The organism is Pseudomonas sp. KK4 (assembly GCF_001984065.1).
GTDB lineage: Bacteria > Pseudomonadota > Gammaproteobacteria > Pseudomonadales > Pseudomonadaceae > Aquipseudomonas.
Genome location: NZ_LYVP01000066.1, coordinates 1 through 23,628, shown reverse-complemented (window position 1 = coordinate 23,628; position 23,628 = coordinate 1). Strand labels below are relative to the sequence as shown.

Below are 23,628 nucleotides of genomic sequence, written 5' to 3'. Positions count from 1 at the left end.
GAGGCGCAATACGCAATCTTGACCATACTTCGTACTGCTCTTGAAGCGCTCCCTCTGGATGACAGAGCCCAAAAACAAAAAGAGATCGACTCATGAAGTACGAAATTTTTGCCAAGTCGCTGATGGCGACTTCATTGGCGTTCGCCTGCCTGTCTGCCCATGCGGCTTCTGTCGCGCCGGTCGCCGCTGAAAACGGCATGGTGGTCACTGCCCAGCATCTGGCCAGTCATGTAGGCGTGGATGTGCTCAAAAGCGGCGGCAACGCCGTCGATGCCGCCGTCGCGGTGGGTTACGCGCTGGCCGTGGTGTACCCGGCGGCGGGTAACCTGGGGGGCGGCGGATTCATGACCATCCAACTGGCGGACGGGCGCAAGACCTTCCTCGATTTCCGCGAAAAAGCCCCACTGGCCGCCACCGCCGACATGTACCTCGATAAAGAGGGCAACGTCGTGCCGGACCTGAGCACCCGTGGTCACCTGGCCGTCGGCGTGCCGGGCACCGTGTCCGGTATGGAGCTGGCCCTGAGCAAATACGGGACCAAACCGCGCAAGGATGTGATCGCGCCCGCCATCAAGCTCGCCGAGGACGGTTTCGTGCTGGAGCAGGGCGACGTGGATTTGCTGGACTACGCCACCGATGTGTTCAAGAAGGACATCAAGGATTCCGGGGCAATCTTCCTGAGCAACGGCGAGCCCATGCAGGTCGGGCAGAAACTGGTGCAGAAAGACCTTGCCAAGACCCTGCGGACCATCTCCGAGAAAGGCGCCGACGGCTTCTATAAAGGTTGGGTGGCCGATGCCATCGTCACCTCCAGCCAGGCCAACAAAGGCATCATCACCCAGGCCGACCTCGACAAATACAAGACCCGCGAACTGGCGCCGATCGAGTGCGACTACCGCGGCTACCACGTCGTCTCGGCACCGCCGCCGAGCTCCGGTGGCGTGGTGATCTGTCAGATCATGAACATCCTCGAAGGCTATCCGATGAAGGACTTGGGCTATCACTCGGCCCAGGGCATGCACTACCAGATCGAAGCGATGCGTCACGCCTATGTCGATCGCAACAGCTACCTGGGTGATCCGGATTTCGTGAAAAACCCGATCGCTCACCTGCTGGATAAAAACTACGCCACCAAGCTGCGCGAAGCGATCAACCCGCAGAAGGCCGGCGTGTCCCGCGACCTCAAGCCCGGTGTGGCGCCCCATGAAGGCAACAACACCACCCACTACTCGATCGTCGACAAATGGGGCAACGCGGTGTCGGTGACCTACACCCTCAACGACTGGTTCGGCGCCGGAGTCATGGCCAGCAAGACCGGGGTCATCCTCAACGACGAAATGGACGACTTCACCTCGAAGATCGGCGTGCCGAACATGTACGGCCTGGTCCAGGGCGAAGCCAACGCCATCGCCCCGGGCAAGGCGCCGCTGTCATCGATGAGCCCGACCATCGTCACCAAGGACGGCAAGGTGGTGATGGTGGTCGGCACGCCGGGTGGCAGCCGCATCATCACCGCGACCTTGCTGACCATGCTCAACGTGATCGACTACGGCATGAACATCCAGGAAGCGGTCGATGCACCACGCTTCCACCAGCAATGGCTGCCGGAAGAAACCAATCTGGAAACCTTCACCACCAGCCCGGACACGGTGAAGATCCTCGAAAGCTGGGGCCACAAGTTTGCCGGTCCCCAGGATGCCAACCACCTGGCGGCGATCCTGGTCGGGGCGCCGTCGCTGGAGGGCAAACCGGTGGGCAAGAACCGCTTCTACGGGGCTAACGACCCACGGCGCAATACCGGTTTGTCGCTGGGTTACTGACGGTTGTGTTTGAAAGGGGACGGGCTTATGTTCGTCCCCTGATTCATTCACTTTCAAGGAAGGAACCATGTCCACCGCACTGTTAGTCATCGACGTCCAGCAGGCCCTGTGTTCAGGCGAGTACGAGTGCTTCGAGATCCAGCGCGTCATCGACACCATCAACCACCTGAGTGCCAGGGCGCGAGCCCGGGGGGTGCCGGTGGTGCTGATCCAGCATGAGGAAGAAGGCGAGCTGTTCAAGCCCGGCAACCCGGGCTGGCAACTGGCCGAAGGGCTGCAAACGGCACCGACCGATCACCGCGTGCATAAAACCACCGGGGATTCGTTCTACCAGACCCACCTGCAGAAACTGCTGCCCGTGCAGGACTTCGAACGCCTGGTCATCTGCGGCCTGCAAACCGACTACTGCGTCAATGCCACCGTGCGTCAGGCCCACCAACTGGGTTACGACGTGGTGCTGGCCGGCGACGCGCATTCCACTGTCGATAACGGCAACGTGACCGCCGAGGACATCATTGCCGAACACAATAGGGATTGGGCGGACCTGAGCAGCTCCGTAAGCAGGATCGATGTGATGGCGGCCAGTGAAATCCGCTTTTGAACCCCTTCGCCACATAGGCCTGCGGCACAGCTCGACACTGGGCCTTCCCCTCTCCCCGTTGCTCGCACCGGGTGCGAAGCAACCCCGATTTTTCAAGTAGCAAACCTCAAGACTCAGGGATCTACTCGACCCTGTGGGAGCGGGCTTGCTCGCGAAGGCGGTGTTCCATCGAACATGTGCATTGACTGACACACCGCCTTCGCGAGCAAGCCCACTCCCACAGGATATTTCATGGCTCACGTGGCACGACCGCATCTACCGAGGCATTGAAGCGTCGTTCGTGCGACAAGTGGCCGAAAATTAGCGAAGGACTAAACAAGAAACATACGCAATAATGTCTGCACTCGCAGATGCGCCGCAGCCCCCTGTAGGAGCGAGCTCGCTCGCGATGGTCGGCAACGAAAACGTGGGGAACCTGACACCCCGCGGTGTACTCGAGTCCATCGCGAGCGAGCTCGCTCCTACAGTCATCATCATCAATGGACCAAGGAATCAGGTTATCGCCGGAGGCCAGCCTTTCATGGATGCGCTCGCACCGCTGTATCACTACCTGTTCCGCTGGGTAATCGCGCCTGTCAGCGAGCAATTCCTGGGCCTGTTCGACCTCAACGGCCGCCTCTGCGTGGCTTTTCTTTTTACGTCCTATGCCGTCGCTTACTGCCTGTTCCGCCTGCGCAAGTCCCGTGGACTGACCGACGCGACCACGTTCTGGCAATTCCTGGGCGGCAACCGGGTCCATTTTCACCCCTCGGCGCTGCTCGACTGTCGCTACTACTTCGTGCGTGCGATTCTCAAAGTCGTGCTGGTGGTGCCGGTGGTGGAACTGGTCGATCCCTACGTTCTGCGCACGGGCGATTACCTCCGTTTTTTCAGCCATCTGTGGGGCGCGCGGGTGCAGGTCGAGGCGCATCTGGGGTTGTCCCTGCTGTATGGCCTGGGGGTGTTCGTGTTGCAGGACTTCCTGCATTACTGGGCCCATCGCGCCTACCATTCGCGCTACCTGTGGGCCTTCCACAAGGTCCATCATTCGGCGTCAGTGATGGTGCCGGTCACCGCCAGTCGCGTGCACTTCTTGGAGAAAATCATCGAACGGCTGCTCGACATCGTCTTCCTCAGCGCCTTCGCCGGTCTCTTCTGGTACGCCTGTGGCGGGGAGATCAGCCGCTACACGCTGTTCGGCGTGACTTACATAGTGTTCATCCTCAACGCCCTGGCGGCCAACCTGCGCCACAGCCATGTCTGGCTGTCATTCGGCTCGGTTGCCGAACACGTCATCAACAGCCCGGCGCAGCACCAGGTTCACCACAGTGATTCGCCGCGGCACTTCAACAGGAATTTCGGGATCAACCTGTCGCTGTGGGACTGGATGTTCGGCACGCTCTATGTGACCCAGTCGACGCCCGAGGTTATTCGCTTCGGCACCGGCGAGGCGGATGGGGAGCGGTACCTGACGTTGCGCAGTTTGATCGTTACGCCGTTTGTCGACGTTGCGCACAAGCTTTACCCCGGCGCCCGGCACACACCGGTGGATCACAGGATCACTGCTCAGGAAGCTTCCACCGTTCGCGCAACTGCTCATATTGCGCCTCGGGCAACTGCACCAGCAGCGGCGCTCGACGCGGGTCCAGCCAAGCCAGCAAACGGGCGATGTCCGCCGGATCCATGGCCGTGCAACCCCGGGTCGGCATGACAGGTCCGCGCCAGATATGGAAGAAGATGCACGAGCCAGCACCGGGCGTTGCCGGGGTGTTGTGTTCGATGAAAATGCCCTGACGATACAGCTCGTCCTTGCGCCGCATGCGCTCGGCACTGTTCCAGTCTTTGCCGATGGTCGAACCGTCGAGCAACTGGTTGTAGCGCTGCGACTGACTGTCATCCACGCATTCGATGGATTCGCTCAACGCGAGGTAAGGCAGTCGAGTATCCGCTGAGGGTTCGTAGCCAAACGCCGTGCCCAGTTTGAACATCCCGGCCGGTGCCTTGCCGTCGCCTTCCTCTTTGCGTGGCCCTTGACGTTCCTCGACCTGCTCGAGCCCCTTGCCCCAACCCATGCCGTTCTTACCGAGGACCACCGCAAAGGGCGCGCCGATTTTTTTGAAGGCGTCGCCGTGGCGTTCATAGCGCTGGGCGCTGCCTTGAATTGCATCCCAGTCCTTGCTGGTGACCACGATCAGTTGCTGACTGTCGTCGAGCCCCTGGGCCATCACGCCCCAGGGCAACAGCAGCAGGGCGCATACCTTCAACAGTCGGTTCATGGCGCGGGCGCCAGCGGGGTGATGGGGAAGTCCATGACGGTCTTCAACGACGGGTCCCGCGTGTAGGTGAAATGCCACCACTCGGCGGAATACCCCGTGAAACCTTCCTGCGCCATGGCGCGGGTGAGGCGCTGGCGGTTTTCCATGGCAGTGGCGTCGATCAAGGTGCTGTCGGTATGGGCGCGCTCATCAAAACAATCGAACCCGGTGCCCATGTCGACGGCGCCGTCATGCCAGCGTCGGGCATAGGGCGCGGTGCAATCGACGGGCGTGGCCGCAGGTGTCCAGGTGTCGGCGGGCAGGGCGCCGGGGCCGGTCATGGTCAGGTCGACGGTGCCGCCCCGGGAATGATTGGACACCCGCGCCACATAGCCCAGGCGCCAGAAGTCCTGTTTGTCGACCCGCGGGTAGAATTCGGCCTTGCGCGGGTCACCGGGCTCGGTCGCGAATCGCCCCATGTCCGCCACCGCCCGCGCCGGACGATAGCAGTCGAACACTTTCAAGCCGTAGCCTTGCGCGCGCAACGCGGCTTGCACCCGGGACAGTGCCTTGGCGGCGTCCAGCGACAGCAGGCACTCGGCCGCCTGGTACCCGTCCAGCGGGTGGCCGGTGAAGTTGTGGGCGCTGGCGTAGCGGATGTCCTGCGCGATGCCGGGATCGATCGTGCGCAGGTACACCATGTGATCGGGCCTGGCCTCGGCGTAGGCACCGGCAGGCAGGAGGAGGGTCAGCAACAGCAGCGACAGGCTGGGTGATCGAACTGCAAAAGGCATCGGGCCGGATCTCCGCACAGGCAGGGCAAGTGCGCACATCATGGCCCGAAATACCTGTCATTGGCAGTCGATCAGTCGCGGTACACCGGGAAATCACTGCACAGGGCAGCCGCCTGCCGGGAGACCCGGGCCTCGACTTCGGCATCGCCGAGGTGGTCGAGGAGGTCGCAGATCCAGCCGGCGAGCTCGATGCTCTGGGCTTCCTTGAAACCGCGGCTGGTGATGGCCGGTGTGCCAATGCGCAGGCCGGAGGTCACGAAGGGCGACTGCGGGTCGTTGGGCACGGCGTTCTTGTTCACGGTGATGCCGGCACGGCCAAGGGCGGCGTCGGCGTCTTTGCCGGTCAGGCCCTGACGAATCAGGCTGACCAGGAACAGATGATTGTCGGTGCCACCGGACACCACGTCATAGCCACGCTCGATGAACACCGCCGCCATGGCCTGGGCATTGCGGATCACTTGCGCTTGATAGGTCTTGAAGCCCGGCTCCAGCGCTTCCTTGAAGCACACGGCTTTGGCCGCGATCACATGCATCAACGGGCCGCCCTGGCCGCCGGGGAACACGGCGGCATTGAGCTTTTTCTCAAGCTCCGCATTGGCCCTGGCCAGAATCAACCCGCCCCGGGGACCGCGCAGGGTCTTGTGGGTCGTGGTGGTGACCACGTCGGCAAACGGAATCGGGTTCGGGTACAGACCGGTCGCCACCAGTCCGGCAACGTGGGCCATGTCGACGAACAGGTAAGCGCCGACCTTGTCGGCAATCTCGCGAAAGCGCGCAAAGTCCAGAGTCTTGGAATAGGCGGAAAACCCGGCAATGATCATCTTCGGCTGGTGCTCGACGGCCAGACGCTCAACCTCGTCGTAGTCGATCAGCCCGGTGTCGGTGTCGATGCCGTATTGCACGGCGTTGTACAGCTTGCCGGAAAAACTCACCTTGGCGCCGTGGGTCAGGTGCCCGCCGTGGGCCAGGCTCATGCCCAGCACGGTGTCGCCGGCCTGCAGCAGCGCCAGGTACACCGCAGCGTTGGCCTGGCTGCCGGAGTGTGGCTGGACGTTGGCGTAATCGGCGCCGAAGAGTTTTTTCGCGCGATCGATCGCCAACTGCTCGACCACGTCCACGTGCTCGCAACCACCGTAATAACGCTTGCCCGGATAACCCTCGGCGTACTTGTTGGTCAGGCCGCTGCCTTGCGCCTGCATCACCCGTTGACTGGTGTAGTTCTCCGAAGCGATCAATTCGATGTGATGCTCCTGCCGCGCATCCTCGGCATTCATCGCCGCCAGCAGTTCGTCGTCATAGCCTTTGATCTGGTCGTGCTTGCTGAACATGGTCAAGTCCTCGGTTCGAAATGACCCCTGGCGCTGCCGCAGGGGTGTGCAGGGTCCTGGGACAGTCATAGCAAGCGTGGTGCCATAGTTTTTTAGTTATTTAAAACAATGGCTTATGGTTTTTGTTGGACCGCAGGCGTATTGAAATCAATACAGGCATTCAACCGATTTGGCGACAGAGGTCCAGCCCAGGCAGGCTCCCAGCGCCCTGTCTTGAATTCACTACGCCGTATCGATATGCATACAGGTCTCCTGTGGGAGCGGGCTTGCTCGCGAATGCGGTGTGTCAGCCGACATTCCAGTGACTGACACTCCGCTTTCGCGAGCAAGCCCGCTCCCACAAAGGGAGGGTGGGGTCATTGCTTTTTGAGGGCTGGCGCTGTACGCGAGCAAGCCGCCAGGTCCTCAAGAAACGCCTGAAGAATCGGCGGTGCCGCGGTGCCACGGCGGGTGATCACATCGAACGGTGACATCAGTTGCAGACTCTGCGGGGCCAGTTGATGCATCTCGCCGGTCTTGATCCACTGGGCGGCAAAGTGCGCCGGCAGAAAGCCCAGGTAGGCACCGGAAATGATCAGGATCGCCAGCGCCTCGATGTTGTCGACGGTGGCCGCCGCCTTGCTCACCCCCAGATGTTCCAGGTCGTATTGCTGCATGTAGCCGCGCACGACAATCCGGCTGGTGCTGATCTCTTGCAGCAGTTCTGCGCCCTCGGTGGTGCTGCCGAACAGCGGGTGGCGCCGCCCGCAATACAGCCCCAGCGCTTCCTGATACAGCGGCGAATGCAGCAGGCCCGGCACATGGATCGGGAAGTGCCCGATGGCCAGGTGCAGACGACCGTCGAGCACCCGTTCCTCCAGTTCTGCCGGCTCGCCGACGTACACGCTCAAGTGCACATCGTGCCCGCGTGATACAAAGCGTTGAGTGGTGCGCGGGATCGGCGAGTCGGGGTCGGTGATGGTGGTGTCGATGATCCCCAGGTTGAGCTTGCCGCTGATGTGCTGCTTGAGCACGTCGGCGTCCATGCAGAAGGTTTCCACCGCCGAGAGCAGGCGCTGGGTGGCTTCGTGAATCGCCACCCCTTGCTCGGTCAGGCGAAAACCGCTGCGCCCGCGCTGGCAGAGCTTGACCCCCAGGCGCGTCTCCAGATGGGTCATCTGCTCGCTGATGGTCGACTGCCCGGCATTCAATGCCGCCTGCGCCGCGGAAAACCCTCCGCAGCGGACAATCGTGGCAAACACGCGAAGCAACTTCAGATCGACATCGTGCAGTTGAATCACTGGAACCTCCCGCCGTGGATGCATCGGCAATGCCGATATGAGTATCTGATGTTTAGCATTTTTTCCACGAAAAGCTGCGCCCATAGTTCTCTCCAACGGCGGTCGCCTTGCAGTCCGCCAGGCCGATAACAAGAAGTGGAGAGGCTTGAAATGTCCAACAACGGTTATGAATCCGGACGCCTGAACCTGCCATTCGTGGGGCATTGCACCTTCGGCAAATCCCCGGTGTGCACCGACTGGGATGCGCTGGATGCGGACGTGGCGGTGCTCGGCGTGCCCAACGACATGGGCACCCAGTGGCGCTCCGGCGCACGCTTCGGGCCACGGGGCATTCGCGAGGCATCGACGCTGTTTTCCTTCGGCCATGCCGGCGCCTACGACCACGAAGACGACGTGATGTACCTGACCGCCGCCGACGTGCGCATGGTCGACGTGGGTGACGCGGACATCGTCCACACCGACATGGTCACCAGTAACCGGAACACCGAATACGCCGTGCGCAAGATCCTCGATGCCGGTGTCATGCCCGTGGTGCTCGGCGGCGATCATTCGGTGCACGCCCCGGTGATCAAGGCTTTCGAAGGGCGCGGTCCGATCCACATCATCCACTTCGATGCGCACCTGGATTTCGTCGATGAGCGCCACGGCGTGCGCTACGGCCACGGCAACCCGCTGCGCCGCGCTTCGGAGATGAATCACATTGTCGGCATGACCCAGATGGGCATCCGCAACGTGTCGTCGTCCAACCGCGATGACTACGAAGCCGCCCATGCCGCCGGCTCGAAAATCCTTTCGGTGCGTGACGTGCGCCGCCTGGGCGTGGACGGGGTGCTGGCGCTGATCCCGCAGAACATCAACTACTACATCACCATCGACATCGACGGTTTCGACCCGTCCATCGCCCCGGGCACCGGCACCCCCAGTCACGGCGGCTTCCTCTACTACGAAGTGCTGGAAATCATCCAGGCGCTGGCCAAGCGCAGCCAGGGCAACATCGTCGGCATGGACCTGGTGGAGGTGGCACCGGTGTACGACCCCACCGGCATGACCTCGATCCTCGCCGCGCAACTGCTGCTCAACAGCATCGGCTTCATCTTCCACGAGCGCGCCCAGGTGCGGCAGTCCGTCAACGAAGCGACCCCGGCCTGAGGAAACAGCCATGGACACTATCGTCAAAAGCTACCTGCAGACATTCGGCGTCAGCGAAGCCACCCAGACCTTCCTCAGCAAGGCGCAGAAAATGTTCATCGGCGGCGCCTGGCTCGAGGCCAGCGACGGCCAGACCTGCGAGGTGATCGAGCCGTCCACCGAAGGCCTGATCACCCGTATCCCCATGGGCACCACCGAGGATCTGGACCGCGCCGTGCAAGCGGCCCGTGCGCAGTTCGACGGCGGCGCGTGGAGCCAGGCCAAACCGGCGCAGCGCGAGCGGCTGATCCAGCGCCTGGCGGACCTGATCGAAGGCAACGCGGCCGAACTGGCCGAGATCGAATCGATCGACATGGGCAAGTCCGTGGCTTTCGCCAGGGCGGTCGATATCCAGGGCACCGTCGATACCCTGCGCTACTTCGCCGGGTGGGCGACCAAGCTCCACGGTCGTACCGTCGAGCCGTCGCTGCCGGGCAATTACCTGGCCTATACCCGCAAGGAAGCGGTGGGCGTGGTCGGGGCCATCGTGCCGTGGAACTTCCCCCTGCAAACCATGGCCTGGAAGCTTGGCGCGGCCCTGGCCACCGGTTGTACGGTGGTGGTGAAACCAGCGGAGCTGACCTCGCTGTCGGCGCTGCGATTCGCTGAACTGGTGCAGCAGGCGGGCATCCCGGACGGGGTGATCAACATCGTCACCGGGCGCGGCAGTGTGGTCGGCGCGGCCATGGCCACCCATCCCGGCATCGACAAGCTGACCTTCACCGGCTCAACCCCGGTCGGCCGCACCGTGGGCCGCGCCGCGCTGGACGAAATGAAGCGACTAACCCTGGAACTGGGAGGAAAATCACCGGTAATCGTCCTGGCCGACGCGGACGTCCCGGCGGCCGCGCAAGCCGTCGCCAACGGTGTGTTCTTCAACTCGGGTCAGGTGTGCGACGCCGGTACGCGTGCTTATGTCCATCGCAGCGTCTACGACGAATTTTTGTGTGAGCTGATCGCCTATACCCGCACCCTGAAGATGGCGCCGGGGCTGGACCCGGACTGCTTCATCGGTCCGCTGGTGTCGGCGTTGCAGAAGCAGCGGGTGACCGAGTACATCGAGACCGGCAAGGGCGAGGGCGCCGAACTGGTGTATGGCGGGCAGCCTGTGCAAAGGCCGGGGTTCTTTGTCGAGCCGACGATTTTTGCCCACTGTCGCAACGACATGCGCATCGTCCAGGAAGAGATCTTCGGCCCGGTGCTGGTGACCGCGCCGTTCGACGATGAAGAAGAGGCGCTGGCCCTGGCCAATGACTCGCCCTATGGCCTGGCGGCGGCCCTGTACTCCAAGGATTTGGGCAAGGTGCACAGCCTGATTCCGCGCCTGAAGGCCGGTTCGGTCTACGTCAACGCCCACGGCACCCTCGACCCGTCGATGCCGTTCGGTGGCTACAAGCAGTCCGGGTTCGGCAAGGATCTGGGCGCGGAGCAGCTCGATTACCTGATGGAGACCAAGGCGGTGTGGATCACGTTGCCCTGAGTCATGGCTGACACCTGCCGGCACAACGGACAATGTCAGGCAGGCAAACGGGACAATGTCCTGTGGCGAGGGAGCTTGCTCCCGTCGGGTCGCGAAGCGACCCCAGAACAGGGCTGCTGCGCAGCCAGACGGGAGCAGGCTCCCCCGCCACGGATACCCAAAAGAATGCGGTTATCTCGTCATGATTTTCCAATAACAAGAGTCCATCATGAACATTGACGCCAAGCCAGTTCCGAGTGTGTCCATCCTCGACGACAAATCCGTGGTCGAGAGTCATTCCATCGATTTCATCCCCGAAAGCGAGCGCACCGACAAGCTGTCGAGCCAAGGCCCGTTCTGGTTTCTCGGCAACTTCACCTTCTTCACCATGACCATCGGCTTCGTCGGCCCCAGCGTCGGCCTGACCGCCCTCTGGACCACACTCGCCGGCACGCTGGGCATCATGTTCGGTACGCTGTTCATGGCGTTCCATGGCTCCCAGGGCCCCCACCTGGGCTTGCCGCAGATGATCCAGTCCCGCGCCCAATTCGGTTATCGCGGGGTGATCCTGGTGCTGTTGGCGACGCTGTTCGTGTTCGCCGGGTTCAACATCGTCAACCTGGTGTTGATGATGCAGGGCCTGCACACGCTGTTCGGCTTCAACCCCGCGGTGATCGCGGTGGCGGTGACCATTCCGGCGGCGGTGCTGGCGATTCTCGGCCATGACTGGATGCACCGCAGTTTCAAATGGGCGTTGTACCTGTCGCTGCCGCTGTACGGCCTGGTGACCCTGGCGGTGGTGATGGGCTGGGTGCCGGATGCGGTGCTGCCGGCGCTGGCCGAAGGTGACGCGGCGCCGGCGCCGTTGGGCTTCAACTGGACTGGTTTCATCGCGCAGTTCGCGGCAGCCGCCAGCTACAACATCGCTTACGCGCCTTATGTGTCGGACTACTCGCGCTACCTGCCGAAGAACACCTCCAGCGGCAAGCTGATCGCGGTGGTGTTCCTTGGCGCGTCGTTGTCCGGGGCCTGGATGATTTCCGTGGGCGGCTGGCTGGCCGATCACCTGCATTCCACTGATGTACTGGTGGCGTTGGGGCAAGTCGGCAACACGGTGTCGCCGTTGATGGGCACCGCCGTGGTGGTGATTACGATTCTGGCGTTCCTGCCAGTGATCGCGATGAACATCTACAGCGCCAAGCTGACCACCCTGACCTGCGTCGACTCCATCAGGCACATCGAACCGACGCGCAAGGCGCGCATCCTGGCCATCGCGTTTGTGATCCTGTTGCAACTGGGCGTGGCCCTGAGCATCCAGAGTTCCGGCAAGGGCCTGTCGGTGCTCGGTATCTACCTGGTGGTGATGCTGTACTTCCTGGTGCCGTGGACCTCGGTCAACCTCACCGACTACTTCTTCGTGCGCAAGGGCCGCTACGCCATCCCGCACTTCTTCATGCCCAACGGCAACCTTTATGGCAACTGGGGCCTGCGGGGCATCGCTGCCTACGCCATCGGCTTCGTCGCGATGATCCCGTTCTTCTACATCTACGACGGCGTCGAGCAGCGCGAGGTGTATGTCGGCCCACTGGCCAAGGCCCTGGGCAGCATCGACATCGCCTGGCTGGTGGGGCTGATCGTCTCGGGGCTGGCGTACTACTGGCTGAGCCGCTCGATCGATCTCAAGCGCGAAGAAAGCGTCATCCAGCACATCGAAAAAACCTGCCCGCAATACACCACCGGCGACACGCTGACCCACCAGCAGCCGGCCTACACAGAATCGGCGGCCCGGAGATAAATCATGGCTAAGCAAACGTACGACTACATCATCATTGGCGCAGGTTCGGCAGGTTGTGTGTTGGCCAATCGCCTGAGCGAAGACCCAGGCACCTCGGTGCTGGTGCTGGAATTCGGCGGCAGCGACCGCAGTGTGGTGATCCAGATGCCCAGTGCCTTCTCGATCCCGATGAACACCAAGAAGTACAACTGGCGCTACGAAACCGAGCCGGAAACCTACCTCGACGGCCGGCGCATTCACTGCCCTCGGGGCAAGGTGCTGGGGGGCTCGTCGTCGATCAACGGCCTGGTCTACATCCGCGGTCACGCCTATGACTTCGACGAGTGGGAAACCCTCGGCGCGCAAGGCTGGGGCTACAAAAATTGCCTGCCGTACTTCAAGCGTGCCGAGAGCTACGAATCCGGCGGCGACAGCTATCGCGGGCAGACCGGGCCGCTGCACACCACCAACGGCAACCACATGAAAAACCCGCTGTACGGGGCCTGGGTTGAAGCCGGCGCCGAGGCGGGCTACATCAAGACCGACGACTGCAACGGCTTCATGCAGGAAGGCTTCGGCGCGATGCACATGACCGTGAAAAACGGCGTGCGCTGTTCCACCGCCAACGCCTACCTGCGCCCAGCCATGGGCCGACCGAACCTGACGGTGATCACCCATGCGATGACCCGACAGGTCATCCTCGAAGGCAAGCGCGCCGTGGGCATCCTCTATGACCACGACGGTCAGACGCATCAGGTGTATTGCAACAAGGAAGTCTTGATTTCATCCGGCCCGATCGGCTCGCCGCACCTGCTGCAACGCTCTGGTATCGGCCCGGCCGAAGTCCTGCGCAAGGCCGGCATCAGCGTGCGCCACGACCTGCCAGGGGTCGGGGAGAATCTGCAGGATCACGCCGAGGTGTACATCCAGTTCGGCTGCAAGGAACCGGTGACCCTCAACAGCAAAATGGACCCCCTGAGCAAGTTGCTGATCGGCCTGCGCTGGCTGCTGTTCAAGGATGGCCTGGGCGCTACCAACCACTTCGAGGCCGGTGGTTTCATTCGCTCCGACAAGGGCCTGCGCTGGCCGGACATTCAGTTTCACTTTTTGCCGGCAGCGATGCGCTACGACGGCAACAAGCCGATCAAGGGCCACGGGTTCATGGTGCTCACCGGGCCCAACAAACCGAAAAGCCGTGGCTATGTGCGGGTGCGTTCGGCCGATCCTTACGCGCACCCGGAAATCCGCTTCAACTACCTGCAGCGTGAAGAGGATCGCGAAGGCTTCCGGCGCTGCATCCGCCTGACCCGGGAGATCATCGGCCAGAAGGCGATGGACCGCTTCCGCGACGGCGAAATCGCCCCGGGGCCGCTGGTACAGACCGACGAGCAGATCGACGCGTTCGTCCGCGAAAACCTCGAGAGCACCTACCACCCCTGTGGCTCGTGCCGCATGGGCGAGGATGACATGGCGGTGGTGGACTCGCAGCTGCGGGTGCATGGGATTGCCGGGCTGCGGGTGATCGATTCTTCGGTGTTCCCGACCGAGCCCAATGGCAACCTCAATGCTCCGACCATCATGCTGGCTGAACGGGCTTCGGACCTGGTGCGTGGAGTGACGATGTTGCCGGCCTCGGACGTGCCGGTGGGGCTGGTGGAGAATTGGGAAAACAGCCAGCGCTCGACCCTGCCGGGCCGCAACGTCCGCGTTTGACAACGCCGCGTGCGGCCGTACCCGAATCCTCTCGCAGGAGCGAGACTCGCCCGCGAAGGCGTCCCTTCAGGCGACCAACATTTGTCCAGATGCACCCAATACCCTGTGGGAGCGGGCTTGCTCGCGAAGGCGGCCTGTCAGCCGACATCCGTGTTGAAGTCGCCACCATTATCGCGAGCAAGCTCGGCTCCCACAGGTGACCGAGGTCAGGAAAATCTCGGTATCCATTGCTAGGCTCTAACTCCCCAAGCCCGCAATGGATCCCCCTCATGGCTATCCAGGCCCTGCGCGCCGACGCTTCGCACATCGACAAGATCGCCCCGTTGTTCGACGCCTACCGCGGCTTCTACCGCCAGCCGCCGAACCTGCCACAGTCCCGCGCGTTCATCGCCGAGCGCATTGCCCGGGACGAGTCGGTGATTTTCTTTGCCGAGGATGCCAACGGCGAGGCGTTGGGCTTCGTGCAGATGTTCCCGACCTTTTCTTCCATCGACGCGCACCGCACCTGGCTGCTTGGCGACCTGTTCACCACGCCCGCCGCTCGGGGCAAAGGCGTGGGCACGCTGCTGATGAACACCGCCCGGGACTTTGCGCGGTTGATGGGGGCCAAGGGCATGACCCTGGAAACGGCCACCGACAACACCAGCGCCCAGCATCTGTACGAGTCGCTGGGGTGGGTGCGCGATACGGGTTACTACACCTATTGCCTGGATTTGAAGCAACCCGCAACCGACTAGGGGCTAGCGATCAGCCAAACACCGGCCGGAAGAAACTGCGCTCGTAGCTGAGGATGCAGCGGGTTTCTTCCGCGTATTTGAACGCAGCGATGCATTCGGGATCGCTCATCGACTGCTCGCGGTAGGTTTCGTAAGCCGCCAGGCTCGGGAAGGTGAACATGGCCATGGCGATGTTGTTGGCCCCTTCGGACGGCAGAAAGTAGCCGTGGTGCTGGCCGCCGAACTTCTCCACCAAGGGAATCCACAGCTTGCCGTAGTGTTCGAAGGCGTCGAGTTTGTACGGATCGAGCACATATTTCAGGTAGCAGGTCACCATCTGTTTTCTCTCTTGGGATTAACGATTGATTGAATCATCACGCTGCACGCGGGCGGTGATCGGCGCTGGCTCCTCGCCGCTGGCGTCACGCTTGAGCCATTCGGCTGGCGGGCAACCCACGACATTGAGGAAGGTTCGCGAAAACGAGGCTTGCGAGCTGTAGCCCACCGTCGTGGCGATCACCTTGATCTGCACCCCTTCACGCAACAGATCCTGGGCCAGTTTCATGCGCCACGCGGTGACGTAGCCCATGGGTGAAATGTCCATGACCCGGGTGAAACAGGCCGAAAATTTCGACCGCGACATGTTCGCCAATTGCGCCAGTTTCTCCACCGTCCACAGCGCTTCGGGTTGCTGATGAATAGCGTTGAACACCGAGCCCAGGCGCCCGTCCTGAAGCGCATAAAGCAGGCCGCTGGAGATCCTGCCTTCCAGCACCGACCGCCGCACCAGCCGCACGAACAGGTATTCGAACAACAGGTTCAGGGCTTTGGTGCGGCCCGGTGCCTGGCCCTGGAACTCGCCCATCAAGGTGTCGAGCAAAGGCGTGAGGTGCTCCAGTTCGCGGAACGGGAACACCAGGGTTTCCTTGAGCCCGAGGGGGAAGGGCTGCAGCGCGTTGCGGCCGAACTGGAAGGAGGCGCAGATCAGCTCCGCTCCGCCAGGTGTGCTTGAGCGCAATTGATAGCGGCAACTGCTGGGGCAAAACAGCAGGCTGGGTTCGCTGATGGCGATTTTCGGCAGTCCCGGCTGCACCATGTCGATGCCGCCACGACTGACGACATGGATGAACGCCATGCCGGGGGGCTTGTCGAGCAGCAGCGTACCGTCCACGGGGCCGGCGAAGAACAGCCGGCCCTGCAGGTGCGTGCGTTCAAAGAATTCGGAAAGGATATCCATGTTGGAGACGCCCGGGTAAAGACTCTGTACGTCCTGGCAAAAGTGGAGCAGGGCGCGGCCGTAGGATGCAGTTCTCGCCGATGGTAAGCAACGCCTCTTGAGGGCGCCATGGCGATTTCAGTCATCCACCACCGGAGTCCACTGTCATGAGCAACGATTCGACCCGCACCGCCCCCGAATACGCCGACCCGGCCGAGCCTGGCCTGCCGTTTGCCGACATGCAGCTCGACCTGTCCCGCGCAGCCCTGGTGGTCATCGACCCGCAGATCGACTTCCTCAGCCCTGAAGGCGTGGCCTGGGGCGTGTTCGGCAAGAGCGTGGTCGAGCACGATGTGGTCAAACACCTGGGGCATTTGTTCGCCGCTGCCAAGGAGGCAGGTATCACTGTCGCGGTGTCCCCGCACTATTACTACCCGTGCGATCACGAATGGCAGTTCAGCGGGCCGCTGGAAAAAGTCATGCACAGCATCTGCATGTTCGATCGCAAGGGCCCGCTGACCCTCGATGGGTTTGAAAACTCCGGCGCCGATTTCATGCCCGAGTTCAAGCCATACATCCTCGACGGCAAAACCCTCATCGCCTCGCCGCACAAGGTCTACGGTCCGGAAACCAACGACCTGGCGCTGCAACTGCGCAAGCACGGCGTGTCGCAGGTGATTCTGGCGGGCATGGCGGCGAACCTGTGCGTCGAGTCACACCTGCGGGAACTGCTGGAACAAGGCTTCGAAGTGGCCGTGGTCCGCGACGCCACCGCAGGGCCAAGCACCCCGGAGGGCGACGGCTACCTGGCGGCGCTGATCAACTACCGCTACATCGCCAACGGCCTGTGGACCACGGCGCAGACCCTGGAGCATTTTAAATCCTGACGCCCATCCCCCTGTAGGAGCGAAGCTTGCTCGCGATGGACATCAGGACACCAAGGGGCATCAGGTTTCACGCGTCATCGCTCACGCCCATCGCGAGCAAACATTGCGTCTACAGCAGATCAACGGCACTGCATGCAGAAGTAGGGCATGACGTCGGAGCTGGCGTCATAGCCGTTGCTGCCGTCGGCGTAATGGAGTTCCTGCAGCCGATCAGATCCGCCTTCGGCCACGCGTGTACCGCGCATCGAGTTGTAGCCGCCCGCCGCCACGTTGTTTTGCTTCAGGCGCTCGGAACCGTCGGATGCCAATTGGCGTTCTTTCAGGCGATCGGCACCGCCTTCAGCCACCTGATTCTGCTTGAGCTGACGCTCCCTCAAACGATCAGCACCGCCTTCGGCGACCTGATTCTGCTTGAGCTGGCGCTCTCTCAGACGATCAGCGCCACCCTCGGCGACTTGGTTCTGCTTCAATTGGCGCTCTTTGAGGCGATCCGCCCCACCTTCGGCGACCTGATTTTGCTTCAGGCGTTCTGCACCGTCGGCCGCCAGTTGCGGTTCCTTGGTGCGATCAGCTCCACCCTCGGCCGCGTTATGAACGGCGGTACTGGCGCCAGCGGTTGCGGCGCCCGCTTCGGCGGCCAGGGCGTTCGTCGCGATAAAACCGAACGCGGAAGAGAAGGCAATTCCTAATGCGAGATTGCGGGTGTTCATCATGTTCACCTAATGGGTAACGGGATCGTTCAAGAAACAATCGGGCAGGCATGAATGCCGGCTATTGCAGCCCTGACATTCGATGCCTGTATGTTAATTGGCTGAGCAATCGCGTCACTTGTGCATAGGTGTTTGCGATGGACATTTAGGTGTTAGCCATTCATACGCGAGTATGGCCGGCGATGGTCATTGCGCCGGCAGGACCGGTGGCTTGTTCTGATCCTTCAACAGAAACACCACGAACTTGGCGGGTTTGTCCTGGCTGGCGTTGCGGCCGACCGTGTGGATGTCCTCGGGGCCTTCGTGAAAACTTTGCCCCGGCGTGAGCGTGATTTCCTTGCCACCCTTGACCCCCATCACGATGCTGCCCTCCAGCACATAGACAAAGCCATGGGCATCGTGGCGATGCACCGGATCGGCGCCCCCTGGCGGGTACTCGACGGTCAGGATCATCACTTCCTTGCCCGGGTAGTCGGGCAGAGCCTGGACACTCACGGGCGTGACCTTCGGCTCGGGCGGCGTGGCAGCCTGGACCTGCGCAGACATCGCGCAGCTGAACATCAGAGGAAGCAGGGCGAGAACGGAACGGGTTCGCATGACAGTGCTCCTGATTATGAATGGGTCAGTCGAGCGTTAGGCGCTGCTGCTCTTGAGCCATTGGTCGAAGTGGATTTTGCCGAGGATGGGATTGGCACCCGGGGTCAGCGACTGGTCGTCGATAATCGCGCCGTAGTACCCGGCCTGGTCGTCGGTGATCACTTGTCGCTGATCCTTGGTGTGCTGCAGGTAGGTCGTGGCGAAGGAGACCAGGGGCTGTTTGTCGGGGCCGGCCACTTCCTCGATCTTGCCGGTGGGCGGCGCGACGGCAATATTCGCCATCGCCGCTGCAACATCGACCGAGGCAATCGGCTGCAGTGCGGCTGATGTCAGGCGAATGGTGTCGCCTCGCGCACCGGACTGGGCAATGGCGCCGATGAACTCGAAGAACTGCGTGGCACGCAGGATCGACCAGGGCACGCCGGCCTTCCTGATGATCTCTTCCTGAGCCATTTTCGCGCGGAAGTAACCGCTCTCCAGCATCCGGTCCGTGCCCACGACCGAAAGGGCGACATGGTGTTTGACCCCGGCAGTTTTCTCGGCGGCAGCCAGGTTGCGCGCGGATTTTTCGAAGAATTCCAGCACGGCGGCATCTTCGAACGAAGGGGCGTTGGCAACGTCGACCACCACGTCGGCGCCTTTCAGCGCGGTTTGCAAACCTTCGCCGGTGACAGCGTTGACGCCGGACCGCGGCGAGGCCGACAACACGTCGTGGCCGCCTTCGCGCAAGCGTTTGCAGACCTGGGTGCCGATCAGACCTGTACCGCCAATGACTACAATTTTCATGAGGAGCCTCCGTTTGTGGATGGGCAGTGGCGCGGAGCCTGCCATGCGCCGGTCAGTCTGGGCGACTCGATCCGGCTTTTATAGAAAGTCTAGGAGGGCGATAACGGCAAGATGCAGCGACGGGATGGACGGCAGGGCTGGCAGGCCACGCAGCACAAATGCTTCGGACTTGTGGTCAAGTCATGCTCAAATGACGGCCATTTTTGCGGTGGGCAAGGCCTGATGTGGAGCGGTCAATGAACAAAGCAGTGGTGATGACGTTGATGCTGGGCCTCGGTGCCGGCTTTTTTGCCGAGCAGGCGAGCGCCCAGGGTGATGCCGAGGCGGGCGGCAAACTGTTCAAGCGATTGTGCGGCGGCTGCCATCAGATCGGCGAAGGCGCGCGCCCGTTCTTCGGCCCGCAGCTCAACGGCATCATCGGGCGCACCGCCGGCAGCACCACGGACTATCAGTACTCCGACGCCATGAAATCCTCCGGCATCGTCTGGACCCGAGAAAAACTCGCGGCCTACATCGAAGACCCGAAAGCGGTGGTGTCCGGCACGCGCATGATTTTCTGGGGGGTGAGTGATCAGGAAAAGATCGATGATTTGCTGGCTTATATCGAGACCTTTTCTGCGCCGTGAATTGACCGTTCACACGCAAAGTGGGGGAACGATCTTGCAGTGGTTATTCGGGCGGATCGATCCGATCCAACGTACGATTCACGGCCAACTCTCCCAGCATGATGATCTGCGCAATAAACCGTCGCGCCCAAGGGTGCCTTTTGACAGCAACAGCCAATACCGCCTGCAACTTCGGGCGCCCGATGGCCTCGACCTGACGTGGAGCCTGCGCACGTGACTGGGGACTGGGCCGTTGGCGTTGCTCAATTTGAAGATTTCAAATTGCCGACGCAGATCGCTCTTGGTAAGGGCAAGGTTTCTGTGCCGGCTACGTCAGGGGGGCCGGTAAAACGTTGTTGGCTCACCCACCGCTTTCGCGAGCAAGCCCGCTCCCACAGGGTAGAGCTGTTCACTTAAGGACGAATATTTTATCCGTGGCGAGGGAGCTTGCTCCCGTTGGGCTGCGCAGCAGACCCGTCCTAAGGGCCGCTGTGCGACCCAGCGGGAGCAAGCTCCCTCGCCACAGGTCGTGCTTCACCTTAAGTGAACTGCGTTAGCTCCCCCTGGGGCGTTTCAACGACCAAACCCCGCACAGTAATCCTGCTCCGGCAACCCCGCCGTGTACCACACATAATCCGCGCTTTCTGCCATCACGGTCTTGCCCACCTCGGCCAGAATCAGCACCGCATTACCCTGATCTGCACCCAGGTCCTCAAGGTGCAACGGTACCCCCAGGTCCTTGCGTACATGAAACGCCCCGGCCAATAACAGCGCAGGCGTTGGCGCCGCCAGCAGGCGTTCGGCCATGTGGCGGTCGCGTTGTTGCTGTACGGCGAGCATCGCCGGCATTTGTGTTTCGGGCAGCAGGCCGCAGTGGGATTGACGGATGTCTTCGAGCAAGGTCGCTTGTACCTGCTTGGTCGTCGAGGCTTGGCCGGTGAGGGGTGGGCGCTGTTTGTAGATCTGCATGATCTGCGTTCGGTCCAGGTTGGCCGACAGCAGCGGGTAGGGTTGGCGCAGGGCGTAGGTGACCAGGGCGCCGTAGACGCTCCAATCCCAGCTGTCTTGCCAGGACAGCGCCTGGTAGGGATCGGCCGGCGGTTGGCCGGCGTGGGTGGCGGTTTGAGCCGCATCGACTTTGGTCTGTTGGTCGGGGTTGAGCATTTCCATCAGCAGGCTGCCTTGCGGGCGTTGCCTGGCCAGTTCGCGCAGCAGCCACAGTTGCAGGGCGTGGTGGTCGGGGTTGTCGTGTTGTTCGCCGACCAGGACCCGTGGTGCGGACGCCAGGCGTTCGACCAGTTGTTGTGGTGTCAGGGTGCGTCCGGTGGCCAGCTCGCGGATCACGCCCAGATCGGCATGATCGCGACCTTGCGGAGCAATGGCCACCGGAGGAGGGGTTACGTCATGGGACGCACAGGCCGCCAGCAGGCTGACCAGGCATAGCAGCAGAATGCGCATCGGTTCTCCTCCTTAAACGATCGCCCCGCGCTTGAACGGGGGTGAGTATCAGCGCGCAATGATCAACGGGTGGCCGCGTTCCGGGTGTCGCTGAATCAGCACTTGCAGCCCATACACCGCTTCCAGGGCATCAGCGGTCAGGACCTGGTCCGGCGTGCCGTAGGCATGGGGTCGGCCGTTCTGTAACAGCAGCAGGTGATCGCAGTAGCGAGCCGCCAGATTCAGGTCGTGCAGGATCACCAGCACCGCTGCGCCACGCCCGGCGAAATCGCGCACCGCTTGCAGAATAGTGTGTTGGTGCAGCGGGTCGAGCATCGAGGTTGGCTCGTCCAGCAACAAAGTCTGGCCCTCCGCGCCGGGCCACAGTTGCGCGAGTACCCGCGCCAGGTGCACGCGCTGGCGTTCGCCACCGGACAGCGCCAGATAACTGCGCTCGGCCAGGTGCAGGGCGTCGGCGGCAGTGAGGGCCTGGGCGACGATTTCGGCATCGCGCACACGACCGCTGGCGTGGGGTAAACGGCCCATGCTCACGACTTCATTGACCGAGAATGCAAAGTTCAGGCTCGAGCTCTGCGGCAACACCGCCAGACGTTTGGCCCGCTCCTGACCGGGCCAGTCGGCAAGTGCACGTTGGTCGAGGCTGACCCTGCCTTCGCTGGCCGGAAGCTCATCACACAGGGCGGCGAGCAGTGTGCTTTTACCGGCGCCGTTAGGGCCCAGAACACCGAGGACCTGCCCCGGATGCAGCTCGATATCGATGCCCGCCAGCACGGTGCGACTGCCGCGCTGGACCCGCAAATTCTCAGCCCGCAGCATCAGGTGCGCCCCCGTACCAGCAGATATAGAAAGAAGGGGGCGCCGATCAGTGCGGTGACGATACCGATCGGCAGCTCGGCTGGTGCCAGCGGCAAGCGCGCAACCAGGTCGGCCAGTAGCAGCAGGCTGGCCCCGGCCAGCAACGATGCCGGCAACAACACCCGATGATCGGGACCGACCAGCAGCCGCATCAGGTGCGGCACCACCAGACCGATGAAGCCGATCAGGCCCGCCGCCGCCACGGCGGCACCGACGCCCAGCGCCGTGCACAGCACCAGCTCAAGCTTGATCCGCTCGACATTGAAGCCCAGGTGCCGGGCTTCGGATTCACCCAGCAGCATTGCATTGAGCGCCGCCGCCCGCCGCGGCAACCACAGCGCCATGCCGATCGCCACGATCAGCAGCGGCCACAGCCGTGGGTAGCTGGCGCCGTTGAGGCTGCCCAGGTTCCAGAAGGTCAGGGTGCGCAAGGTGGCGTCGTCGGCCAGGTAGGTGAACAGTCCGACCCCGGCCCCGGCCATGGCCGTCATCGCCACGCCCGCCAGAAGCATCGTGGCGACGTTGGTCTGGCCGTTGCTGCGGCCGAAGCGATACACCACGGCGGTGACGATCAAGCCACCGACGAAGGCGCACACCGATAAAAGATAGGGTTCGATGGCCGGCGACAGACCGCCGAGCAGGCTGCCGCCCACGATAGCGAAAGCTGCACCCAGCGCCGCACCACCCGCCACCCCGACCAGCCCTGGGTCGGCCAACGGGTTGCGAAACAACCCTTGCATGGCCACGCCGGACAACGCCAGCACCGAACCGACCGCGATCCCGAGCAGACTGCGCGGCAGGCGGATCTGGCCGAGGATCAGTTCAGCCTGTTGGGTGTCACCGCCGTTCACCGGCAGCCCCAGCAGACGCAGCCCGGCCAGCAGGGTGTCGCTCAAGGGCAGGCTGACCGGCCCCAGGGCCAGGGACAGCCAGAACACCAGCAGCAATAGCAACCCGAGGGTGATCAGCATCGGTCGTGGTCGGACGATGGCTGTCATTGGCCAGGCTCGATCGCCAAACGGCAGCGGGCCTCAACGAAACAGGTCGGGAGTGATGTGATGCGCATCGGGGAAACGTCCTTGATCGATCAGACAAGCCGAACGACGCACGATCCCTTTACATGGGGAATCGAAGCCGTCGCAACGGCTGATGATGCCATCGACGCCCTGCTTGCGCACGCCATAGCGCAGTCTTGGTAGCCGCCTGTGGGAGCGGGCTTGCTCGCGAAGGCACAGTGTCAGGCGATGCAAATGCAACCTGACACACCGCTTTCGCGAGCAAGCCCGCTCCCACAGGGGAGGTGTGTTTACTGCTCGATCGCGGCCAGTGCCCGGGCAACCCCGGCCCCGTAAAACGGATCAGCCTGGGTGCAGTGGGCGATGTGCCGCTGTTGCACTTGCTGGGTGACACCACTGAGCGAGCGCGCAGTGTTTTCGAACAAGGCCTGCTTCTGCGCCTCGTTCATCAGGCGGAACAGGTTGCCCGGCTGCTCGAAATGATCTTCATCCACGCGATGATCCCAATGGCCGGCAGCGCCGGAAATCTTCAGCGGCGGTTCACGGAAGTCCGGCTGGTCGGCCCAGTTGTCCTCGCTGTTGGGCACATAC

The 23,628-nt window shown here is 62.5% G+C and carries 22 protein-coding genes; 10 read left to right on the top strand and 12 right to left on the bottom strand.

Features of this window, described 5'->3' with window-relative positions:
- The first annotated feature begins 92 nt into the window (after positions 1–92).
- From ggt to B0W55_RS19985, 3 genes are all read left to right on the top strand, one after another.
- Positions 93–1,820 carry a gamma-glutamyltransferase gene (ggt, locus tag B0W55_RS19995; RefSeq protein WP_077047645.1) on the top strand — a complete coding sequence of 576 codons (1,728 nt, stop codon included), beginning with the start codon at positions 93–95 and terminating at the stop codon, positions 1,818–1,820.
- Positions 1,821–1,887: 67 nt separating this feature from the next.
- Entirely contained in the window at positions 1,888–2,421 is a 534-nt protein-coding gene (locus tag B0W55_RS19990; protein WP_077047644.1) for a cysteine hydrolase family protein, read from the top strand.
- A 520-nt stretch (positions 2,422–2,941) separates the two neighbouring features.
- Positions 2,942–4,111 (top strand): sterol desaturase family protein, encoded by a 1,170-nt coding sequence (locus tag B0W55_RS19985; protein WP_077047643.1) that lies wholly within the window; start codon positions 2,942–2,944, stop codon positions 4,109–4,111.
- A 561-nt stretch (positions 4,112–4,672) separates the two neighbouring features.
- Here B0W55_RS19985 and B0W55_RS19980 read toward each other — a convergent pair.
- The 3 genes from B0W55_RS19980 to B0W55_RS19970 form a co-directional block, all read right to left on the bottom strand.
- Complete coding sequence (locus B0W55_RS19980) at positions 4,673–5,449, bottom strand: M15 family metallopeptidase (protein WP_077047642.1); 777 nt, start codon at positions 5,447–5,449, stop codon at positions 4,673–4,675.
- Between the two features lie 71 nt (positions 5,450–5,520).
- Positions 5,521–6,777, bottom strand: coding sequence for a serine hydroxymethyltransferase (gene glyA / locus B0W55_RS19975; RefSeq protein WP_077047641.1), 1,257 nt, complete (start codon positions 6,775–6,777; stop codon positions 5,521–5,523).
- Between the two features lie 356 nt (positions 6,778–7,133).
- Positions 7,134–8,057, bottom strand: a complete 924-nt coding sequence (locus tag B0W55_RS19970) for a LysR family transcriptional regulator (protein WP_077047640.1) — start codon at positions 8,055–8,057, stop codon at positions 7,134–7,136.
- 150 nt (positions 8,058–8,207) lie between these two features.
- Here B0W55_RS19970 and speB point away from each other — a divergent pair, with 150 nt between their 5' ends.
- From speB to B0W55_RS19945, 5 genes are all read left to right on the top strand, one after another.
- Positions 8,208–9,206: an agmatinase gene (gene speB / locus B0W55_RS19965; RefSeq protein ID WP_077047639.1), complete on the top strand. Its 999-nt coding sequence runs from the start codon at positions 8,208–8,210 to the stop codon at positions 9,204–9,206.
- A 10-nt stretch (positions 9,207–9,216) separates the two neighbouring features.
- Positions 9,217–10,725, top strand: a complete 1,509-nt coding sequence (locus tag B0W55_RS19960; RefSeq protein WP_077047638.1) for an aldehyde dehydrogenase — start codon at positions 9,217–9,219, stop codon at positions 10,723–10,725.
- Between the two features lie 208 nt (positions 10,726–10,933).
- Entirely contained in the window at positions 10,934–12,499 is a 1,566-nt protein-coding gene (locus B0W55_RS19955; protein ID WP_077047637.1) for a cytosine permease, read from the top strand.
- A 3-nt stretch (positions 12,500–12,502) separates the two neighbouring features.
- Positions 12,503–14,191: a choline dehydrogenase gene (gene betA / locus B0W55_RS19950; RefSeq protein ID WP_077047636.1), complete on the top strand. Its 1,689-nt coding sequence runs from the start codon at positions 12,503–12,505 to the stop codon at positions 14,189–14,191.
- Positions 14,192–14,460: 269 nt separating this feature from the next.
- Positions 14,461–14,928, top strand: coding sequence for an N-acetyltransferase (locus B0W55_RS19945; RefSeq protein ID WP_077047635.1), 468 nt, complete (start codon positions 14,461–14,463; stop codon positions 14,926–14,928).
- A 10-nt stretch (positions 14,929–14,938) separates the two neighbouring features.
- Here the strand turns inward: B0W55_RS19945 and B0W55_RS19940 are convergent, their stop codons facing one another.
- Positions 14,939–15,244 carry an NIPSNAP family protein gene (locus B0W55_RS19940; RefSeq protein WP_077047634.1) on the bottom strand — a complete coding sequence of 102 codons (306 nt, stop codon included), beginning with the start codon at positions 15,242–15,244 and terminating at the stop codon, positions 14,939–14,941.
- Positions 15,245–15,262: 18 nt separating this feature from the next.
- Complete coding sequence (locus tag B0W55_RS19935; RefSeq protein ID WP_077047633.1) at positions 15,263–16,144, bottom strand: AraC family transcriptional regulator; 882 nt, start codon at positions 16,142–16,144, stop codon at positions 15,263–15,265.
- A gap of 146 nt (positions 16,145–16,290) precedes the next feature.
- On the opposite strand from B0W55_RS19935, the gene B0W55_RS19930 reads away from it, so the two are divergent.
- Positions 16,291–17,010 (top strand): cysteine hydrolase family protein, encoded by a 720-nt coding sequence (locus B0W55_RS19930; RefSeq protein WP_077047632.1) that lies wholly within the window; start codon positions 16,291–16,293, stop codon positions 17,008–17,010.
- 119 nt (positions 17,011–17,129) lie between these two features.
- Here B0W55_RS19930 and B0W55_RS19925 read toward each other — a convergent pair whose 3' ends face one another.
- The 3 genes from B0W55_RS19925 to B0W55_RS19915 form a co-directional block, all read right to left on the bottom strand.
- Entirely contained in the window at positions 17,130–17,720 is a 591-nt protein-coding gene (locus B0W55_RS19925) for a hypothetical protein (protein ID WP_077047658.1), read from the bottom strand.
- A 186-nt stretch (positions 17,721–17,906) separates the two neighbouring features.
- Positions 17,907–18,317 carry a cupin domain-containing protein gene (locus B0W55_RS19920; RefSeq protein WP_077047631.1) on the bottom strand — a complete coding sequence of 137 codons (411 nt, stop codon included), beginning with the start codon at positions 18,315–18,317 and terminating at the stop codon, positions 17,907–17,909.
- Positions 18,318–18,353: 36 nt separating this feature from the next.
- Complete coding sequence (locus B0W55_RS19915) at positions 18,354–19,103, bottom strand: SDR family oxidoreductase (RefSeq protein WP_077047630.1); 750 nt, start codon at positions 19,101–19,103, stop codon at positions 18,354–18,356.
- Between the two features lie 236 nt (positions 19,104–19,339).
- On the opposite strand from B0W55_RS19915, the gene B0W55_RS19910 reads away from it, so the two are divergent.
- Positions 19,340–19,729: a cytochrome c family protein gene (locus B0W55_RS19910; RefSeq protein ID WP_077047629.1), complete on the top strand. Its 390-nt coding sequence runs from the start codon at positions 19,340–19,342 to the stop codon at positions 19,727–19,729.
- A gap of 552 nt (positions 19,730–20,281) precedes the next feature.
- Here B0W55_RS19910 and B0W55_RS19905 read toward each other — a convergent pair.
- The 4 genes from B0W55_RS19905 to B0W55_RS19890 all read right to left on the bottom strand — a co-directional run.
- The gene (locus tag B0W55_RS19905; RefSeq protein WP_077047628.1) at positions 20,282–21,166 is read right to left on the bottom strand and encodes a ChaN family lipoprotein; all 885 of its coding nucleotides are present in this window, start codon (positions 21,164–21,166) and stop codon (positions 20,282–20,284) included.
- A 48-nt stretch (positions 21,167–21,214) separates the two neighbouring features.
- Complete coding sequence (locus B0W55_RS19900) at positions 21,215–21,982, bottom strand: heme ABC transporter ATP-binding protein (protein ID WP_077047627.1); 768 nt, start codon at positions 21,980–21,982, stop codon at positions 21,215–21,217.
- Positions 21,982–22,965, bottom strand: a complete 984-nt coding sequence (locus B0W55_RS19895) for an iron ABC transporter permease (RefSeq protein WP_175645527.1) — start codon at positions 22,963–22,965, stop codon at positions 21,982–21,984. The genes B0W55_RS19900 and B0W55_RS19895 overlap by 1 nt, the downstream gene beginning before the upstream one ends.
- 362 nt (positions 22,966–23,327) lie before the next feature.
- The coding region (locus tag B0W55_RS19890) for a catalase-related domain-containing protein (protein WP_305882521.1) at positions 23,328–23,628 on the bottom strand (301 nt) is incomplete at its 5' end.

Bases quoted from the DNA above. Each gene is read 5' to 3' on its own strand.
- ggt (WP_077047645.1), top strand. From the start codon at position 93: ATGAAGTACGAAATTTTTGCCAAGTCGCTGATGGCGACTTCATTGGCG.
- B0W55_RS19990 (WP_077047644.1), top strand. From the start codon at position 1,888: ATGTCCACCGCACTGTTAGTCATCGACGTCCAGCAGGCCCTGTGTTCA.
- B0W55_RS19985 (WP_077047643.1), top strand. From the start codon at position 2,942: ATGGATGCGCTCGCACCGCTGTATCACTACCTGTTCCGCTGGGTAATC.
- B0W55_RS19980 (WP_077047642.1), bottom strand. From the start codon at position 5,449: ATGCCTTTTGCAGTTCGATCACCCAGCCTGTCGCTGCTGTTGCTGACC.
- glyA (WP_077047641.1), bottom strand. From the start codon at position 6,777: ATGTTCAGCAAGCACGACCAGATCAAAGGCTATGACGACGAACTGCTG.
- speB (WP_077047639.1), top strand. From the start codon at position 8,208: ATGTCCAACAACGGTTATGAATCCGGACGCCTGAACCTGCCATTCGTG.
- B0W55_RS19960 (WP_077047638.1), top strand. From the start codon at position 9,217: ATGGACACTATCGTCAAAAGCTACCTGCAGACATTCGGCGTCAGCGAA.
- B0W55_RS19955 (WP_077047637.1), top strand. From the start codon at position 10,934: ATGAACATTGACGCCAAGCCAGTTCCGAGTGTGTCCATCCTCGACGAC.
- betA (WP_077047636.1), top strand. From the start codon at position 12,503: ATGGCTAAGCAAACGTACGACTACATCATCATTGGCGCAGGTTCGGCA.
- B0W55_RS19945 (WP_077047635.1), top strand. From the start codon at position 14,461: ATGGCTATCCAGGCCCTGCGCGCCGACGCTTCGCACATCGACAAGATC.
- B0W55_RS19940 (WP_077047634.1), bottom strand. From the start codon at position 15,244: ATGGTGACCTGCTACCTGAAATATGTGCTCGATCCGTACAAACTCGAC.
- B0W55_RS19935 (WP_077047633.1), bottom strand. From the start codon at position 16,144: ATGGATATCCTTTCCGAATTCTTTGAACGCACGCACCTGCAGGGCCGG.
- B0W55_RS19930 (WP_077047632.1), top strand. From the start codon at position 16,291: ATGAGCAACGATTCGACCCGCACCGCCCCCGAATACGCCGACCCGGCC.
- B0W55_RS19925 (WP_077047658.1), bottom strand. From the start codon at position 17,720: ATGAACACCCGCAATCTCGCATTAGGAATTGCCTTCTCTTCCGCGTTC.
- B0W55_RS19920 (WP_077047631.1), bottom strand. From the start codon at position 18,317: ATGCGAACCCGTTCCGTTCTCGCCCTGCTTCCTCTGATGTTCAGCTGC.
- B0W55_RS19915 (WP_077047630.1), bottom strand. From the start codon at position 19,103: ATGAAAATTGTAGTCATTGGCGGTACAGGTCTGATCGGCACCCAGGTC.
- B0W55_RS19910 (WP_077047629.1), top strand. From the start codon at position 19,340: ATGAACAAAGCAGTGGTGATGACGTTGATGCTGGGCCTCGGTGCCGGC.
- B0W55_RS19905 (WP_077047628.1), bottom strand. From the start codon at position 21,166: ATGCGCATTCTGCTGCTATGCCTGGTCAGCCTGCTGGCGGCCTGTGCG.
- B0W55_RS19900 (WP_077047627.1), bottom strand. From the start codon at position 21,982: ATGCTGCGGGCTGAGAATTTGCGGGTCCAGCGCGGCAGTCGCACCGTG.